14 protein-coding genes are annotated in these 15621 nt (G+C 63.9%); 13 read left to right on the top strand and 1 reads right to left on the bottom strand.

Annotation, left to right across the window (positions count from 1 at the left end):
* Window position 1: 1 nt before the first annotated feature.
* The 13 genes from E4633_RS18330 to E4633_RS18270 all read left to right on the top strand — a co-directional run bounded on the left by E4633_RS18330 (window position 2) and on the right by E4633_RS18270 (window position 14640).
* A complete protein-coding gene (locus tag E4633_RS18330) occupies window positions 2-961 on the top strand; it encodes a type II secretion system F family protein (protein ID WP_135872455.1) in 960 nt (319 codons plus the stop codon).
* Between the two features lie 9 nt (window positions 962-970).
* Complete coding sequence (locus E4633_RS18325) at window positions 971-1879, top strand: type II secretion system F family protein (RefSeq protein ID WP_135872453.1); 909 nt, start codon at window positions 971-973, stop codon at window positions 1877-1879.
* A 427-nt stretch (window positions 1880-2306) separates the two neighbouring features.
* Window positions 2307-2633, top strand: a complete 327-nt coding sequence (locus E4633_RS18320) for an STAS domain-containing protein (protein ID WP_135872451.1) — start codon at window positions 2307-2309, stop codon at window positions 2631-2633.
* 50 nt (window positions 2634-2683) lie between these two features.
* Complete coding sequence (locus E4633_RS18315; RefSeq protein WP_135872449.1) at window positions 2684-4732, top strand: chemotaxis protein CheW; 2049 nt, start codon at window positions 2684-2686, stop codon at window positions 4730-4732.
* A 21-nt stretch (window positions 4733-4753) separates the two neighbouring features.
* Window positions 4754-5281 (top strand): chemotaxis protein CheW, encoded by a 528-nt coding sequence (locus tag E4633_RS18310; protein WP_135872446.1) that lies wholly within the window; start codon window positions 4754-4756, stop codon window positions 5279-5281.
* Window positions 5278-7014 (top strand): methyl-accepting chemotaxis protein, encoded by a 1737-nt coding sequence (locus tag E4633_RS18305; RefSeq protein WP_135872444.1) that lies wholly within the window; start codon window positions 5278-5280, stop codon window positions 7012-7014. The genes E4633_RS18310 and E4633_RS18305 overlap by 4 nt, the downstream gene beginning before the upstream one ends.
* Window positions 6999-7883 (top strand): CheR family methyltransferase, encoded by an 885-nt coding sequence (locus E4633_RS18300; protein WP_342791910.1) that lies wholly within the window; start codon window positions 6999-7001, stop codon window positions 7881-7883. Before E4633_RS18305 ends, E4633_RS18300 begins: the two co-directional genes overlap by 16 nt.
* 2 nt (window positions 7884-7885) lie before the next feature.
* Complete coding sequence (locus E4633_RS18295) at window positions 7886-8455, top strand: histidine kinase (protein ID WP_135872440.1); 570 nt, start codon at window positions 7886-7888, stop codon at window positions 8453-8455.
* On the top strand, window positions 8440-9525 hold the full coding sequence (locus E4633_RS18290) for a protein-glutamate methylesterase/protein-glutamine glutaminase (protein WP_135872438.1): 1086 nt from the start codon (window positions 8440-8442) through the stop codon (window positions 9523-9525). Before E4633_RS18295 ends, E4633_RS18290 begins: the two co-directional genes overlap by 16 nt.
* A gap of 31 nt (window positions 9526-9556) precedes the next feature.
* Complete coding sequence (locus tag E4633_RS18285; RefSeq protein ID WP_246038236.1) at window positions 9557-11323, top strand: cache domain-containing protein; 1767 nt, start codon at window positions 9557-9559, stop codon at window positions 11321-11323.
* The gene (locus E4633_RS18280; RefSeq protein WP_135872437.1) at window positions 11320-13692 is read left to right on the top strand and encodes a GAF domain-containing protein; all 2373 of its coding nucleotides are present in this window, start codon (window positions 11320-11322) and stop codon (window positions 13690-13692) included. The genes E4633_RS18285 and E4633_RS18280 overlap by 4 nt, the downstream gene beginning before the upstream one ends.
* Window positions 13689-14087: a response regulator gene (locus E4633_RS18275; RefSeq protein WP_135872435.1), complete on the top strand. Its 399-nt coding sequence runs from the start codon at window positions 13689-13691 to the stop codon at window positions 14085-14087. Before E4633_RS18280 ends, E4633_RS18275 begins: the two co-directional genes overlap by 4 nt.
* Entirely contained in the window at window positions 14077-14640 is a 564-nt protein-coding gene (locus E4633_RS18270) for a CheB methylesterase domain-containing protein (protein WP_135872433.1), read from the top strand. The genes E4633_RS18275 and E4633_RS18270 overlap by 11 nt, the downstream gene beginning before the upstream one ends.
* On the opposite strand, the gene E4633_RS18265 is transcribed toward E4633_RS18270, so the two are convergent.
* On the bottom strand, window positions 14637-15548 hold the full coding sequence (locus E4633_RS18265) for a LysR family transcriptional regulator (protein WP_135872431.1): 912 nt from the start codon (window positions 15546-15548) through the stop codon (window positions 14637-14639). The genes E4633_RS18270 and E4633_RS18265 overlap by 4 nt on opposite strands.
* Between the last annotated feature and the right edge of the window lie 73 nt (window positions 15549-15621).

Genomic DNA, 15621 nt, shown 5'->3' with positions numbered 1-15621 from the left:
CATGCTCATCCCCATCGTCACCTTCGTTTTCCTCACCGCCCTCTTCGCCTTCGGCGCCGCCTGCCTCTACCTCCTGCAGAGAAGCGCCTCGCCGCGCACCGAGCTGAAAAGGCGGCTGCAGCAACTGGCTGGGACGGACCGGGAGCTCCCTCCGGAACTGCAGGCACGCCTTGCCGAGCAGGCCCGCCGTGCCGGAGCCCTCGTGACCGGTACGCCACTCGCGCGCAGCATCGTCAAAAGGCTCGAGCTTGCGGGGATGTCAATCCCGCCCGCTTCGGTACTTGCGGCAAGTGCCCTGACCGTGGTCGTCGCGGGAGCGGCAACGGCGCTCGTGACCGGACAGGCGGCACCCGCAGCGGCGGCGGCAGCGGCCGTCATCGGCACCATGGAGATCGCGCTTCGCTTGAGGATCTCGCACCGGCGCGAACGCTTCACCGAGCTTTTACCCGACGCGCTCACCATGATCGCCCGCTCGCTACGCGCCGGGCACTCCCTAGCCGTCGCGGTGCAGCTCGTGGCCGAGGAAATCCCCCCTCCGGTCGGCCCCCTCTTCAGGACGGCGCACGAGCAACAGCAGCTAGGGCTTAGGATGGTTGATGCCCTCACCGCGATGAACGAACGGGTGGAAAGCCTCGACCTCAGGTTCTTCACCACCATGGTGACCATAAACGCCGAGATCGGCGGCAACCTCGCCGAGCTTCTGGACAAACTCGCCGGCACCATACGGGAGCGGCTGAAGATCAGACGTCAGGTAAGGGTCTACACCGCACAGGGGAGGATGTCGGGCTACGTACTGGGAGCCCTCCCCCTGATCGCCTTCCTGGTCTTCAACAGCACCAGTCCCGAGTACGAGTCCGCGCTTTTGAAAGAGCCGACCGGTCTGGTCATCCTGGTGCTCGCGGCGCTGCTGCAGCTCGTCGGACTTGCCGTCATCAGGAAGATCATCAACATCCGCATCTAGAGGTGCGCCATGCTCTACCTCATCTCCTTCACCGTGTTCTGCACCGCGCTTTTTCTGTGCGCCGCCCTGTACGGCGTCCTTACCCGGCGTAGCACCGTCGCCCAGCGTCTCTCCGCTTTTCTCCCGGCGGGGAATAAGGCGGGAGCCGCCAGGGAGTCCACATCGGGCGCCTGGGCCGGGAAACTGAGCCGCATCGGGGAACGGGTGAAGCTCCCAAAGGAGGAGAACTCCCGTTACCGCAAGGCGCTGGTTGCTGCCGGACTGCGAAGGGACACCCTGCACGCCTTCATCGGTAGCAAGCTGCTGCTCGCCGTATTACTGCCACTTCCCTACTTGCTCCTGGCTGCCGCCCCAGGCCATGACTATTTCAGCGCCGACATCCTGCTCATCACCTCCGCATTGACCGTTTGTGGATACCTCCTGCCCAGCTTGTGGCTGAAGCGAAGGGTCAAACGCCGCCAGGAGGCGATATTCCACGCCCTCCCCGACCTGCTCGACCTGGTCACCCTTTGCGTTGAGGCGGGGCTCAGCATGGACGCGGCGCTGCTCAGGGCCTCGGAGACCCCGCAGTTCGGCAAAAACCCGCTCACCACTGAGATCCGGCAGGTGAACATGGAAACCCGCGCCGGGAAACCCCGCATGGAGGCTCTCAAGGACATGGCGCTGCGGACCATGGTGGATGACTTGAGGTCCTTCGCCACCATGCTCGCCCAGACCGAGAGGTTCGGCACCGGGCTCGGCCAGGCGCTGCGCACCTTTTCCGACGACCTGAGAACCAGGCGGCGTCAGATGGCGGAGGAGGAGGCGGCGAAGACAACGGTAAAGCTCATCTTCCCGCTGGTCTTCGCCATTTTCCCGGCGCTACTGGTTGTCGTCCTCGGGCCGGCTATGGTGCAGATAGCAAAGGTGTTCAAGTAAGCGCACGGTGCGCGAAACCGGAACCCAATCCCCCCCTGAAGGAGGTGAGGCGCATGAAGATCGATTTCAACACGTTTGTCCTGCTCATCATTTCGGTCCAACTGGCACTGGGGTACGTGAAGTCCTCCAGGAAGTAACTTCTCCCCCTCTTGCCGGCCCAGCGCCGGCAAGAGGCCCTCCGCCCCTGACTTCCCCTGCCTGACACGCACCAGCGCACCAAGCCTACCAAATGCACCACACGCCTCCCCGGCTCACCTCCTCCCTTACTCCAGCGCGCCCGGGTTCTTCTAATGAGGATTCCCGACCCCAAAGATAAATTAAAGTGCCGGGCACGCCTGCCGATAAGCAGCTGATGATATAACACTGGTTGTTTGTTGCGGAAATTCCCGTGCTGAATAGGGAAAACACCTTATGGGGCCTAACGATCATGGCAAAAAAAGGTTTTGTTAATGACGTAAACATCACACTGGACGGCAACTGCACCATGGAGCGGGTCACCGACCTGCACGCGCTCCTCGCCGAGCGCTGCGCTGCCCTGACCGGGACGCCCCCCTCCGCGGCGGGGGTGCGCGTCGATCTGGCGCAGGTGACCGGGATCGACGCCTGCGGCTGCCAGCTTCTCGCCCTCTTTCTGGAGCAGTTGAGGCGCCTGGGCATCGGTGCCAGCGCGGACGGCGCAGGCACCGAGATCCGCGAGATGATCGAGCTCCTGGGCTTCTCATCTCTTTTTTCCGGGGAACACCCGCAACCGTAACGCGCCCCGGCAGCAAAGCCGGCGCGATAGAGTGCAACGAAGGGACTAGCATGACGACTGCAGGCGGGGAACAAAGCGGCGTTGATCTGAAACGCTTCAACGAAGTGTTCTTCGAGGAGTGCGCGGAGAACCTGGCGCAGATGGAGCAGATCCTCATCTCGCTCGGGGACCGGGAGCCGGACCAGGAGCAGATGAACGCCATATTCCGTGCCGCCCATTCCATCAAGGGCGGCGCCGGCATCTTCGGCTTCGACGACATGACCGTGGTGACCCATGTCATGGAATCGCTGCTTGACCGGCTGAGAAACCACGAGATCGTCTTCGCCCCCGGCATGATCGATCTCTTCCTGGAAGCCGGCGACGCCATCGCCATGCAGCTAGCCGGTCACCGCGACGGGAAACCGGTGCAACAGGAGGCGATCGACCAGGTGCGCGCCAGGCTGCAACAGACCATAGATGGCGACACGACGCAGGCGCCCGCCTCCCCCGCGTCCCAGACGCAGACGCAGGCACAGGCACCGCCCGAAGGTGGGCTACCGACAAGCTACCGACTCGCCTTCACACCGGAGCCCGAGATCTTCATGAGGCGGGTCCGGATGGAGAGCATCATCGCGGAGCTCGCCGACCTCGCCGAGGCGGGAACGTTCCGCTGCGAGGCACGACTCGCTGAACTCCCTGACTTCGCAGGGTTCGACCCCGAGTGCTGCATCACCGGATGGGAGTTCGCCCTCGTCTCGCGGGCAAGCAGGGACCAACTCGCCGACGTCTTCATGTTCGTGGCGGACGAAGACCAGCTCCGGATCGAGGAGCACCCCGCGGAGCGGCGCTCCCAGGTACCGGACCCGCCTAGCGAGCCCGCGCTCCCGGTCGAGGGTAGGCGCGCCTACGACCGCAACGAAACCGCTCCCGGCGCCTTCGGCAGGCGCGGCGCCGAGACGGAGTCCTCGTTCAGGGTGAACGTCACCAAGGTGGACCAGTTGGTGAACCAGGTGGGGGAACTCCTCATCACCCAGGCCATGCTGAGCCAGGTCGCGGGGGGGCTCGACCCGATGCTGCACCAGTCACTGCAGCGCGGGCTCGCCCAGTTGGAGCGAAACACCCGCGACCTGCAGGCGAGCGTCATGTCGATCCGGCTCGTCCCGATCAGCATCGTCTTCAACCGCTTCCCGCGCCTTGTGCGCGAGATAGCGGCGAAGCTCGGCAAGCAGGTAGAGCTTAAGACCTCAGGCGACAGCACCGAACTCGACCGCGGCCTCATCGAGAAGATCTCCGATCCCCTCACCCACCTCGTGCGCAACGCCCTCGACCACGGGCTGGAAAGCCCGGAGAAACGGACGGCGACCGGCAAGAATCCGGTCGGGACGCTCCAGCTCTCGGCCTCCCAGGTAGGGGGAAGGATCGTGATCGACGTCATCGACGACGGAGCGGGGCTCCCCCGGGAGAGGATCCTCGCGAAGGCTGCAGAAAGCGGCATCCCATGCTCGGAGACGATGAGCGACGAAGAGGTGTGGCAGCTCATCTTCGCCCCAGGCTTCTCCACCGCGAGCGAGGTCACCGATCTCTCCGGGCGCGGCGTAGGGATGGACGTGGTACTGAAAAACGTCCAGGCGATCGGCGGCCGGGTGCAGATCTCCTCCGAGGCGGGAAAAGGGGTGCGGGTGACCATCAGCCTCCCGCTCACCCTGGCCATCCTCGACGGGCTCTCGGTGGCGGTAGGGGGCGAGAAGTTCATCGTCCCGCTGAACGTGGTGATCGAATCGCTGCAGCCGAAGGCGGAGCAGTTGAAGACGGTGAACGGACGCGAGGTGGTCCAGGTGCGCGGCGAGTACCTCCCCATCCTGAAGCTGCACTCGATCTTCAACCTGGAGACCGAGGTGACCGAACCGTGCCGGGGGATCCTGGTGCTGGTGGAGGCGGACGATGAGCGGGGGGCGGTCATGGTGGACGCCCTTTTGGACGAACAGCAGGTCGTGGTGAAGAGCATCGAGACCAATTACCGCCGGGTCGAAGGGAGCGCCGGGGCGACCATCCTGGGCGACGGGCGCGTGGCGCTCATCCTCGACCTCCCGGAGCTTTTCTCGATGCACAGGCAGCTTTAAAGGGAAGGAGGCTAAAGAACCATGCAACAGACGACACAAAACGGCTCCGAACCGCAGGGGGTGGCGCAGGCGGCGTCCGAGTACCTCACCTTCACGCTGGGAAGCGAGAGCTACGGGATCGATATCCTGAAGGTGCAGGAGATCAGGGGGTACGATTGCGTCACCCGGATCGCCAACACCCCCCCGTTCATCAAAGGGGTGATCAACCTGCGCGGGGTCATCGTTCCTATCGTGGACCTGCGCATCAAGTTCAACGTGGGTGAGGCGACTTACCACGAGTTCACCGTGGTGATCATCATCAACGTGCTCGGCAAGGTTGTGGGGATCGTGGTGGACGGCGTTTCCGACGTGGTGGCGCTTCCCAGAGAAAGCATCAAGCCGGCGCCGGAACTCGGGGCGTCGCTCGACACCCGCTACATCACCGGGCTCGGCACCTTGAACGACCAGATGCTGATCCTCGTGGACATCGAAAAGCTGATCGGCAGCGACGAGCTGCAGATCGTCGACAGCGCGGCTGACAATTCCCAAAGCGAGGTGGTGAACCAATGAAAACGGCACGATTCAAAGACTGGAAGATACTTACGAAGATCCTCAGCATCTCGATTGCCACCATCTTCATGATGGTGCTCGGCGTGATGCTCTATGTGCTCCCCTTCATGCAGAACAAGCTGATGGACGAAAAGATACAGGCGACGAAGGCGGTGGTCGACGTGGCCTACGACGTCCTGACCTCGAACCAGAACGCGGTGAAGGAGGGGAGAAAGACCCTGCAGCAGGCGCAGGCCGACGCACTGAAGCAGATCTCCGAGATGAGGTACCAGGGGAACGAGTACTTCTGGGTCAACGACCTGGATACAAAGGTGCTCATGCACCCGATAAAACCCGAGCTGGTAGGCAAAACACAGTACGACAACAAGGATCCGAACGGCAAAAAGCTCTACGTGGAATTCGTCAACGTCTGCAAGGAGAAAGGCGAAGGGGTGGTGGAGTACATGTGGGCCAAGCCCGGGTCCACCGTTCCCGTCCCTAAAATCTCTTACGTCATTTTGATGAAGGAGTGGGGCTGGATCGTGGGAAGCGGCATCTACGTCGACACCGTCACGGTGGAGATGAACAAGATGAAGTGGCAGATCATCGGCGGCACCGCGGCGCTTGCCGCCCTCATCGTCGTCTTCGCCTGGTTCGTCGCGCGCCGCATCAAGGAGGCACTCGACCAGGCGATCGGCGCCTCGAAGCGCATCGCCTCCGGGGATCTCACCGCCCAAATCGTGGTGAACAGCAAGGACGAGACCGGCGAGCTCCTCGCCTCGCTCAAGGATATGAACGAGGGGCTCGCCCACATCGTGGGGGACGTGAGAAACGGCGCCGAGTCGATCGCGACGGCGACCGAGGAGATCGCGGCGGGCAACGCCGACCTCTCCCAGCGTACCGAGGAACAGGCGAGCGCCCTCGAGGAGACCGCCTCGAGCATGGAGGAACTCACCTCCACGGTGAAGCAAAACGCCGACAACGCGCAGGCGGCGAACCAGCTCGCCATCAACGCCTCCGGCGTCGCGGTGAAGGGTGGCGAGGTGATCAACCGCGTGGTGCGCACCATGGAGTCGATCACCGACAGCTCCAAGAAGATCTCGGACATCATCGGCGTCATCGACGGCATCGCCTTCCAGACCAACATCTTGGCCCTGAACGCCGCGGTCGAGGCGGCGCGCGCCGGCGAGCAGGGAAGAGGGTTTGCCGTGGTCGCCGCCGAGGTGAGAAGCCTCGCGCAAAGAAGCGCCGCGGCAGCCAAGGAGATCAAGTCGCTCATCGAGGACTCGGTCGCCAAGGTCCAGGACGGCAGCCGGCTCGTAGAGGAGGCGGGGCGCACCACCCAGGACATCGTCACCAGCATCAAGCGGGTGACCGACATCATGGCCGAGATCTCGGCCGCCTCGATAGAGCAGTCCTCCGGGATCGAACAGGTGAACACCGCGATCACCCAGATGGACGACGTGACGCAACAAAACGCCGCCCTCGTGGAAGAAGCCGCGGCGGCGGCCGAGTCACTCGAGGAACAGGCCCAGCAGCTCGTCTCCGTCGTGGCCCGCTTCACCCTCGAGCAGGCGCAGAAGCAGGCAGCGCCGCCGGTGGAGAAACGCAAACTCACCCGTGCGGCGGGCAAGCCCCAGGCGCAGGAGAAAAAAGTGAAACCCGTAGCGGCATCGGCAGGGGTAAGAGCGCTGGAACAACGTCCCGCACGCGCAGCGGAAGCTGAGCAGGACGATGACTGGAAGGAGTTCTGAGACCCGATACGCTCCATAGCGCGCCGCTGCCCCTGACGGGGGGGGGAGCGGCGCAGCACGCGGGGCAGTTCGAATTCACAGGGGACGACTTCGCGCGCATCCGGGCCTTCATCTACCGCTACGCGGGGATCGCCCTCGCGCCGGGCAAGATGGACATGGTCTACAGCCGCCTGGCGCGCCGGCTGCGGGCGCGCGGCGTCGCCTCCTTCTCCGACTACATCTCGATCGTGGAGGGGGGGGAACCCGAGGAGGTGGAGGCTTTCATCAACGCCCTCACCACCAACATGACCTCCTTTTTCCGGGAGCCGCACCACTTCAAGACGCTGGCGGAGCGCCTGGCGCATCGGCCGGCGGGTCGCGCGGTCACCATATGGAGCTGCGCTTCCTCAAGCGGGGAGGAACCCTACTCGATCGCCATGACCGCCCAGGACGCCCTCGGCGGGAGAACCCAGGCGAGCATCCTCGCCACCGACATCGACACCAACGTGCTTGCCCGGGGGCGGGAGGGGATCTACCCGGTCGACCAGCTGGACAAGGTGCCAGAGGCGTACCGCCGGCGCTTCTTCCTGCGCGGCGACGGCAAAAACGAGGGGTTCGTCCGGGTGAAGGAGGATCTGCGCCGCATGGTCTCCTTCAAGAGGCTGAACCTCCTCGACCACGAGTGGCCCATGCGCGGCAGGTTCGATTTCATCTTCTGCCGCAACGTGATGATCTACTTCGACAGGAACACCCAGCAGGCGATCCTGGAGCGGATCGCCCGGGTGCTGCAACCCGACGGGCTCCTTTTCGTCGGGCACTCGGAGAGCCTGCATCACGCCCAGGATCTCTTCAGGATCTGCGGCAACACGACCTATGCATTGAGGAGCTGACGGTGGCGAAAAGGGGAAAAGAGCAGGAGCCGGCACGCTACTTCGACCAGGAGTTCGCAACCGAGGCGGTGAAGATCGTGGCGGGCGAGTTCTTTGCCACCTCCGAAGAGCTCGCCATCACCACGCTCCTTGGTTCCTGCGTGGCCGTCTGCCTCTACGATCTCGAACGCGGCGTAGGCGGCATGAACCACTTCATGCTCCCGGAGCTGCAAAAAGGAGGCAACGCCACCCCCTGCGCCGGCCTCTGCAACACCCAATCGCGCAGTTGCGCACGCTACGGCAGTTGCGCGATGAGGCGCCTCATGGCGCAGCTTGAGCTTCTGGGCGCGAACCGCAGGCGCCTGGCGGCGAAACTCTTCGGGGCGGGACGCGTCATGGCGACCGGCGCCGACATCGGCGGAAGCAACGCGGCCTTCGCCATCGAATACTTGAAACAACAGGGGATCCCCATCGTCGCCTCGGACCTTGGGGAGTGCTGCCCCAGAAAGGTGATCTTCTTCCCCAAAACCGGTCGCGCCCTCGTGAAAAGGATGCGCAACCCGCAGGAACAAACGCGATGCCCATCAAGGTGATGATAGTAGATGACTCCGCGCTGATCCGGTCGCTTTTGACCGAGATCATCGATGCCGAACCCGACCTCAAGGTGGTGGGGACGGCGCCGGACCCGCTCGCTGCGCGGCAGAAGATAAAGGAACTGAACCCGGACGTGCTCACCCTGGACGTCGAGATGCCCAAGATGGACGGGCTCGTCTTCCTGGAAAAGCTGATGCGGCTGCGCCCCATGCCGGTGGTGATGGTCTCCTCGCTTACCGAAAAGAGTTCGACGGTGACGCTGAGGGCGCTGGAGCTTGGCGCCTTCGACTTCGTCACCAAGCCGAAGATCGACATCAGAAGCGGCCTCATGGAGTACGCGCGGGAGCTCACCGAAAAGATCCGCTGCGCCCACCTATCCTTCCGCAACCGGGGTGCCGCGCGGAGCGTGCCGCAGGTGGAGCGAAAACTAACCGCCGACGCGGTACTCCCGAGCGCCCGCCAGCATTTCTCCACGACGGAGAAGGTGATCGCCGTCGGCTCCTCCACCGGGGGAACCGAGGCGCTCAAGGCCTTCCTGACCCAGCTCCCGCCGGACTGCCCGGGGATCCTCGTCACCCAGCACATGCCCGAGACCTTCACGCGCACCTTCGCGGCGCGGCTGAACGGCCTTTGCGCGCTGGCGGTGAAGGAAGCGGAGCACGGCGAGCGGGTGCTGCCGGGTCACGCCTACATAGCCCCCGGCAACCGCCACATGATGCTCGCCAGAAGCGGCGCCAACTACACCATCGCCCTGGACGACGGCCCCCCGGTATCGCGGCACCGCCCCTCGGTGGACGTCCTTTTCCGCTCCGCGGCCAACTGCGCCGGCGCCAACGGCCTGGGCATCATCATGACCGGCATGGGGGACGACGGCGCGGCCGGGATGCTCGAGATGCACGAGGCCGGGGCGAGGACCTTCGCCCAGGACGAGGAGAGCTGCGTCGTGTTCGGCATGCCCCGCGAGGCGATCGCCCGGGGGGGCGTGGACGAGGTGGTCCCCTTGTCCGAGATGGCGCATCGACTCCTTGGCTGGCTCGCCTCGCACGGCAAGCGCAGCTTCAGGGTCTGAACACCTTTTGCCGTAACCGGAGAAAAGAACCTTGAAGCATCTGAAGATGGCAACCGAAAAGGTCCCCATACTGCTTGTGATAACGGCAGTCGCCATCGCGTTCGTGATGATGGTCGCCAACCGCCTCGTGCTGGAACAGATCCGCGAGGAGGCGGTGCGCCAGGCGAGCCGGCAGCAGGAGAGCAGCATGGCGGCCTTCTGGGAGCAGACGAGCCGCCACGGCAACCTTTTCCACATCGAGGGCGGCAGGATGATCCTCGGCGACTACTACGTGCTGAACGACAGCAACGAGATCCCAGACCGGATCTTCCACATCACCGGCAGCCGCGCGACCATCTTCATGGGCGACACCCGGATCGCCACCAACGTGATGAAGGCGGACGGGACCCGCGCCATCGGCACGAGGCTCGTGGGCCCGGCGTACGACACCGTCTTCCGGCAGGGGATGCGCTACCGCGGCAGCGCCGACATCCTCGGCATCCCCTACTTCACCGCCTACGACCCGATCCGGGATCCGAGCGGCAAGGTGATCGGCGCCCTCTTCGTCGGTGTGAAGCAAAGTGAGTACCTCGCGCGCTACAACGGGATCGCCGTGAAGATCACCGCGATCAACGGCACCCTGGCCGCCATTTTCGTGCTCTTCGCCGTCCTTTTGATCCTGAACCGCAGGCACTCGGAAAAGGAGATAAGGGCGCAGTTACTGTTTCAGCAGCACCTGCTCGACACCATCCCCAGTCCCATCTTCTCCAAGGATGCCCTGGGGCGCTACACCCTTTGCAACAAGGCCTTCCAGTCCTACGTGGGGCTTACCCGCGAGGAGCTGATCGGCAAGTCCGTTTTCGAACTCTGGCCGGAAGAACTGGCGCAGCGTTACTACGACATGGACAGGGACATCATGGAGGCGACCGGAACGCAGATCTACGAGTCGCAGGTGCGCTACGCAGACGGGTCGCTGCGCGACGTGATGTTCCACAAGGCCTCCTTCCGTGACGAGCACGGCACCCCCGGCGGCTTGGTGGGGGTGATCCTCGACATCACCGAGAGAAAGGCGGCCGAAAAGGAGCGCAGCCTGATGGAGGCCCAAAGGCACCGCTCCCGCATGATGGAGTTGCTCTTGATCCAGCTGAACCACGACCTGAACACGCCGCTCACCCCTCTTTTCGCCCTGCTGCCGATGATAAGGCGGAAGGTGGAGGACGCGGGCGTGGACCGGATGTTGGAAATCTGCCAGCAGTGCGTGAATCAGATCCAGGGGTTGGCGGGGAAGACGTTCGACCTGGTGCGCATCTCCTCCGAGCGCCCGAGGCTCCTTCCGGTGAACCTCGCCGTCGCCGCGGACAGCGCGCTCGGCGACGTCTCCAACGCCCTTGCCGAGCGCGGCGTGATCTGCTGCAACGCCATCGACCCCGAACTGAAGGTGCTGGGCTCCGCGGAACAGCTCACCCTCCTCTTCAAGAACCTGCTCGGCAACGCGGCGCGCTACGCGGCTCAAAACGGGAAGGTGGTGCTCTCCACGACCGGCAGGGAGGACGAGATCGTGGTCTCGGTGCGGGATGACGGTGTGGGACTCGACCGGGAACATCTCGCCCTCATTTTCGACGAATTCTACAAGGCGGACAGCGCGCGCCACGACCTCACCACCCAGGGGCTTGGGCTCGCCATCTGCAAGAGGATCGTCACTAACCACGACGGCATGATCTGGGCCGAGAGCCCCGGTCCCGGCCTTGGCACCACCATTTCCTTCACCCTCAAGGGGGACAGTTCCGGCGACCCGATCCCGGTGCTGTACGACATATGAAATATCTTTCCGTTGATCAACTGAAACGCCGCATCGGCATCACCGTCGCCGTCGTGACCGGTGCGGCACTGGGCACTTTCACCCTCGGGCTCCTGCGGGGAGGCGACCCCGGCGACCGGACCTCGCAGCTGCAGTCGGTACTCGTCCTGCTTTTGTGCATGGCGGTCGCCGTGCTCGCCCGGCTCCTCTTCGCCCACCTTGAGCACCTCGAGGAGACCCGGCGCATCATCGAGGAACAGCGCACCGAGCTTGCCCTGAAGGCGGCACAGATCGACGCCGCCAACGACTGCATCGTGCAGATCGACGCGGAGGGGCATCTCATCCACTTCAACCAGGCGCTAAGCCGCATGACCGGATACGCACCCGAGGAACTGGCCGGACTTAAGCTGCACCAGATCGAGCCGCCCGAATGCGCGGCGCAGATAGAGCCGACCATCCGCCTCATCACCGAGTGCGGCGAGGCCGCCTTCGAGAGCGCTTACCGGGCAAAGGACGGCCGGGTGATCCCGGTGGAGGTGCGGGCGCGGACCATGGAGAGCCGCGAGGGGCAGCTCATCCTGAACATAGCGCGCGACATCACCCAGAGAAAACAGGCCGAGATCAGGGAGCAAAGCCGCCTGAAAACGCTGGAGCGGGTCGCCTCTGACGCCCCCCTCGAGGAACTCCTCACCTCGGTGGTCCGCTTCGTCGAGGAGTCCATCCCCGGTTCGCTCTGCTCCATCCTCCTCATCGACAACTCCGGGACCAGGCTGCACCACGGCGCCGCCCCCTCCTTCCCAAGCGCCTTCAACGAGGCGATGGACGGGCTGCAGATCCTCAAGGGGAACGGCTCCTGCGGCACGGCCGCCTTCCTGCGGCAGCGCGTGGTGATCGAGGACCTGGAAGAGCATTCGTGGTGGCGCACGTTCCCCGCCGCGCGCGACGCCGGGCTCAGGTCGTGCTGGTCCGACCCGGTCTTCGCCGCCAACGGCACCCTGCTCGGCACCATCGCGGTGTACAGGAAAGAACCGCTCCCCCCGAGCGAGGACGACCTCCAGCTCCTGGAATCGGCGGCTCATCTCGCCGGCATCGCCATCAGCCGCGTGCGGGCCGACGAGGGTCGCCACGTCTTGGAGGAGCAGTTGCGCCAGAGCCAGAAGATAGAGGCGGTCGGACAGCTGGCGGCCGGCGTGGCTCACGACTTCAACAACCTCTTGACGCCGATCATCGTCTACGGCGACATGCTGATGCGCATGGCGCCGGAGGGGTCGCCCCAGGCCCGCATGGTGCAGTCGATGAGCGCCGCAGCGCATAAAGCTAGCGAACTCACACAGAAACTGCTATCTTTCGGGCGCAGACAGGCGCTGCACATGACGCTCCTTGACCTGAACGAGGTGATCACCTCCTTCAGGGAGATCATGCGCGCCACCATAAGGGACGAGATCGTCATCGACCTCATCCTCTCCCCCGGCGCCGCGAAGGTGCAGGCGGACCGCGGCCAACTCGAGCAGGTGCTCTTGAACCTCATCCTGAACGCGCAGGACGCGATAGAGGGAAGAGGCTCCATCTGCCTCGAGACCGGGCACCTGATCCTCGATGACGAGTTTCACCGGCAGCACCCGGTCGCGAAGCCCGGCCACTACATCCTGCTCGCCTGCAGCGACGACGGCTGCGGCATGAGCGAGGAGATATTGAGACGGGTCTACGAGCCCTTCTTCTCCACGAAGGAAACGGGGCGCGGCACCGGCCTCGGGCTCGCCACCGTCTACGGCATCATCAAGCATCACGGCGGTTGCATCGAGGTGAAGAGCGTCCCAGGAGAGGGGACGAGGTTTGCGATCTACCTCCCTGCCAGCGCAAGCCTCGAGGAGCCGATCCTCACGCCGCCGCTGAGAGCGAAGCTGCAGCAGGAGGGGAGCGCGGAGAAGGTGATCCTTCTCGTCGTGGACAACCGGATGATCCGCGAGGCGACCGCCGACCTGCTCGACTCCTTCGGCTACCGCGTCCTCGCCGCAGACTCGCCGGCACGCGCCATGGAGCTTGCGGCGAGCAGTACCGCCGACATCGACCTGCTGGCGACCGATGTCATCATGCCGGAGATGACCGGTCCCGAGCTGTACCAGAAGCTGCAGGAGCAGTACCCTGACCTGCCGGTACTCTACATCTCGGGCTACACCAGTAGTCCCCTCCAGGAAGAGCAGGAGAGCCGGCAGGCGATCTTCCTGGCGAAGCCCTTCACCCTGGAACAGTTCATGGCGAGGATCACCGAGATGCTGTTCCAGATGGCCCCTGGCGTTGCCGAACCTCCTCCGCTGGATCACAGGGAGATGGCACGACTCATAGGAGAACAGAGGGGCTATCCCCCCCACAGGAAGGAACCCGCGCCATGAACAGAAAAATAATGATCGTAGACGACAACGAGTACGTAAGGGCATCGGTTGACATCATCTGCGAGTCGGGACGGCTCGACCTGACCAGCGCAGCCAGCGGCATGGAATGCCTGGAACGCCTGAAGGAGGGGTTCAGGGGGGTGATCCTCATGGACATCATGATGCCGGAGATGGACGGCTGGGACACCATAAGGGAGATGGTGGATCGGGACCTTTACCAGGGGAACATCGTGGTGATGCTGACCGGCATGGGAGAGCCCGACTCGAAGATGGACGGGCTCCAGGAGTACGTGTCGGACTACATGACCAAGCCCTTCAACCCGGACGAGCTGCTCGATTCCCTGGAGTACTACCTTACGCTTTTAAACACGCCGGTAGATGACCATGAGCGCTAGGAACCTCGTCGTCATAGGGGTCTCCACCGGAGGCCCGCTTACCCTGAAGGCGCTGTTCAAGGAGATCCCCCCGCTGGACGCCGCCTTTCTCATCGTGCTGCACATCACGCCGCAGATGGATTACCGGATCGCGCAGGGGCTTGCCGCCGCGGCAACGATGCCGGTGACCCTCGCCGAGGACGGGGAGTACCTGAAACCCGGGCACATCTACATGGCCCCGGGGGGCTTTCACCTGAAACTCGAGGGGAACCAGCGGGTCGTGCTGTACGAGGGGGCACGGGTGAACTACGTGCAGCCGGCGGCCGACGTGGCGATGCTTTCCGTCTCCCGGCCGCTCAAGGGAAAACTGGTCGGCATCGTGCTGACCGGTATGGGACGCGACGGCGCCGACGGGATCAAACACATCCATGATATCGGCGGGATCACCATCGCGCAGGACCAGCATTCCTCGACCATCTACGGCATGCCGAAGGCCGCGGCGCTCACCGGGGCGGTCGACCACGTGCTCCCCCCGAAGAAGATCGCGGCGAAACTGATCGAACTCCTCGCCTAGCCCCGGGGCTCGCCCGCCGCGCGTTCACCGGGGGCGTGCTTCAGGAGAAAATCGACGAAAGCCCGATTGGCAAGGGAGAGGTAGGTATCCTTCTTCCAGGCGATGAGGAGGTCGAGGGACAGAGGCGGATCGAAAGGGACCGCGGCCAGGTCCTCGTCACCCGCCACCACCATCTTGAGGAAGATGGAGATCCCTGTCCCGTTTCTAACCAGCGATTTCACCAGCGAAAAAAGGTTCGTCTCGAAGACGATGTCCGGCGTACTGCCGCTCTCCTTGATCGCCTCCAGAAAGAACTCCCTGATGTAGTACCCCTCCTTGTAGAAGACCAGCGGCTCCCGGATGAACTCGGCGAGCGTCACCGAGGCGCGTCCGGCGAAGGGGTGGCCAAGCGGCACGCAGACGACGATCTCCTCGCGCAGGAAGCGACGCACCTCCAGGGCGTCGGGAAAAGCGGCGCTCCCCCCTCCCGCCACCACCCCCATGTCGAGCTCCCCCTGGCCGATCATCTTCTGGATCCGCCCCGAACCCTCGCCGAGCACGGAGATGCTCAACTGCGGGTAGGCCCTCTTGAAGTCCCTTATGATGTCCGGGAAGAAGTAGGCGCTGATCATCGGCGTGATCCCGATCCTCACCTCTCCGCGGCTGAGCCCCTTCAGCTCGGCCATCTCCAGCTCCGCCCCGTGCAGGTCGTCGAGGATGCGCCGGGCATGCGGCAGAAAGATCTCTCCCTCAGCTGTGAGGGAAACCCGCTTGTCCTGGCGGTTGAAAAGCACCAGGTCGAGCTCCTCCTCGAGCTTCTTCACCGCCATGCTGATCGCGGGCTGCGCGATACGCAGCGACTCCGCCGCCTTGGTGAAGTTCTTGAGCCGCGCCACCTCCAGGAAATATTTGAGCTGCCTTACTTCCATGGTTGCCTCCCCTGTTTTGCCCCAGCCTCAACCATATCTAATCGTTATCAATACGATAAGCATTATATATTTT

Origin of the sequence: Geomonas terrae, from assembly GCF_004791675.1 — a bacterium.
GTDB classification, from domain to species: domain Bacteria; phylum Desulfobacterota; class Desulfuromonadia; order Geobacterales; family Geobacteraceae; genus Geomonas; species Geomonas edaphica.
This window is presented reverse-complemented; position numbering and strand designations above follow the sequence as displayed.

Excerpts from the sequence above, each read along its gene's own strand:
- E4633_RS18330 (WP_135872455.1), top strand. The coding sequence starts at position 2 with ATGCTCATCCCCATCGTCACCTTCGTTTTCCTCACCGCCCTCTTCGCC.
- E4633_RS18325 (WP_135872453.1), top strand. The coding sequence starts at position 971 with ATGCTCTACCTCATCTCCTTCACCGTGTTCTGCACCGCGCTTTTTCTG.
- E4633_RS18320 (WP_135872451.1), top strand. The coding sequence starts at position 2,307 with ATGGCAAAAAAAGGTTTTGTTAATGACGTAAACATCACACTGGACGGC.
- E4633_RS18315 (WP_135872449.1), top strand. The coding sequence starts at position 2,684 with ATGACGACTGCAGGCGGGGAACAAAGCGGCGTTGATCTGAAACGCTTC.
- E4633_RS18310 (WP_135872446.1), top strand. The coding sequence starts at position 4,754 with ATGCAACAGACGACACAAAACGGCTCCGAACCGCAGGGGGTGGCGCAG.
- E4633_RS18305 (WP_135872444.1), top strand. The coding sequence starts at position 5,278 with ATGAAAACGGCACGATTCAAAGACTGGAAGATACTTACGAAGATCCTC.
- E4633_RS18290 (WP_135872438.1), top strand. The coding sequence starts at position 8,440 with ATGCCCATCAAGGTGATGATAGTAGATGACTCCGCGCTGATCCGGTCG.
- E4633_RS18280 (WP_135872437.1), top strand. The coding sequence starts at position 11,320 with ATGAAATATCTTTCCGTTGATCAACTGAAACGCCGCATCGGCATCACC.
- E4633_RS18275 (WP_135872435.1), top strand. The coding sequence starts at position 13,689 with ATGAACAGAAAAATAATGATCGTAGACGACAACGAGTACGTAAGGGCA.
- E4633_RS18270 (WP_135872433.1), top strand. The coding sequence starts at position 14,077 with ATGAGCGCTAGGAACCTCGTCGTCATAGGGGTCTCCACCGGAGGCCCG.
- E4633_RS18265 (WP_135872431.1), bottom strand. The coding sequence starts at position 15,548 with ATGGAAGTAAGGCAGCTCAAATATTTCCTGGAGGTGGCGCGGCTCAAG.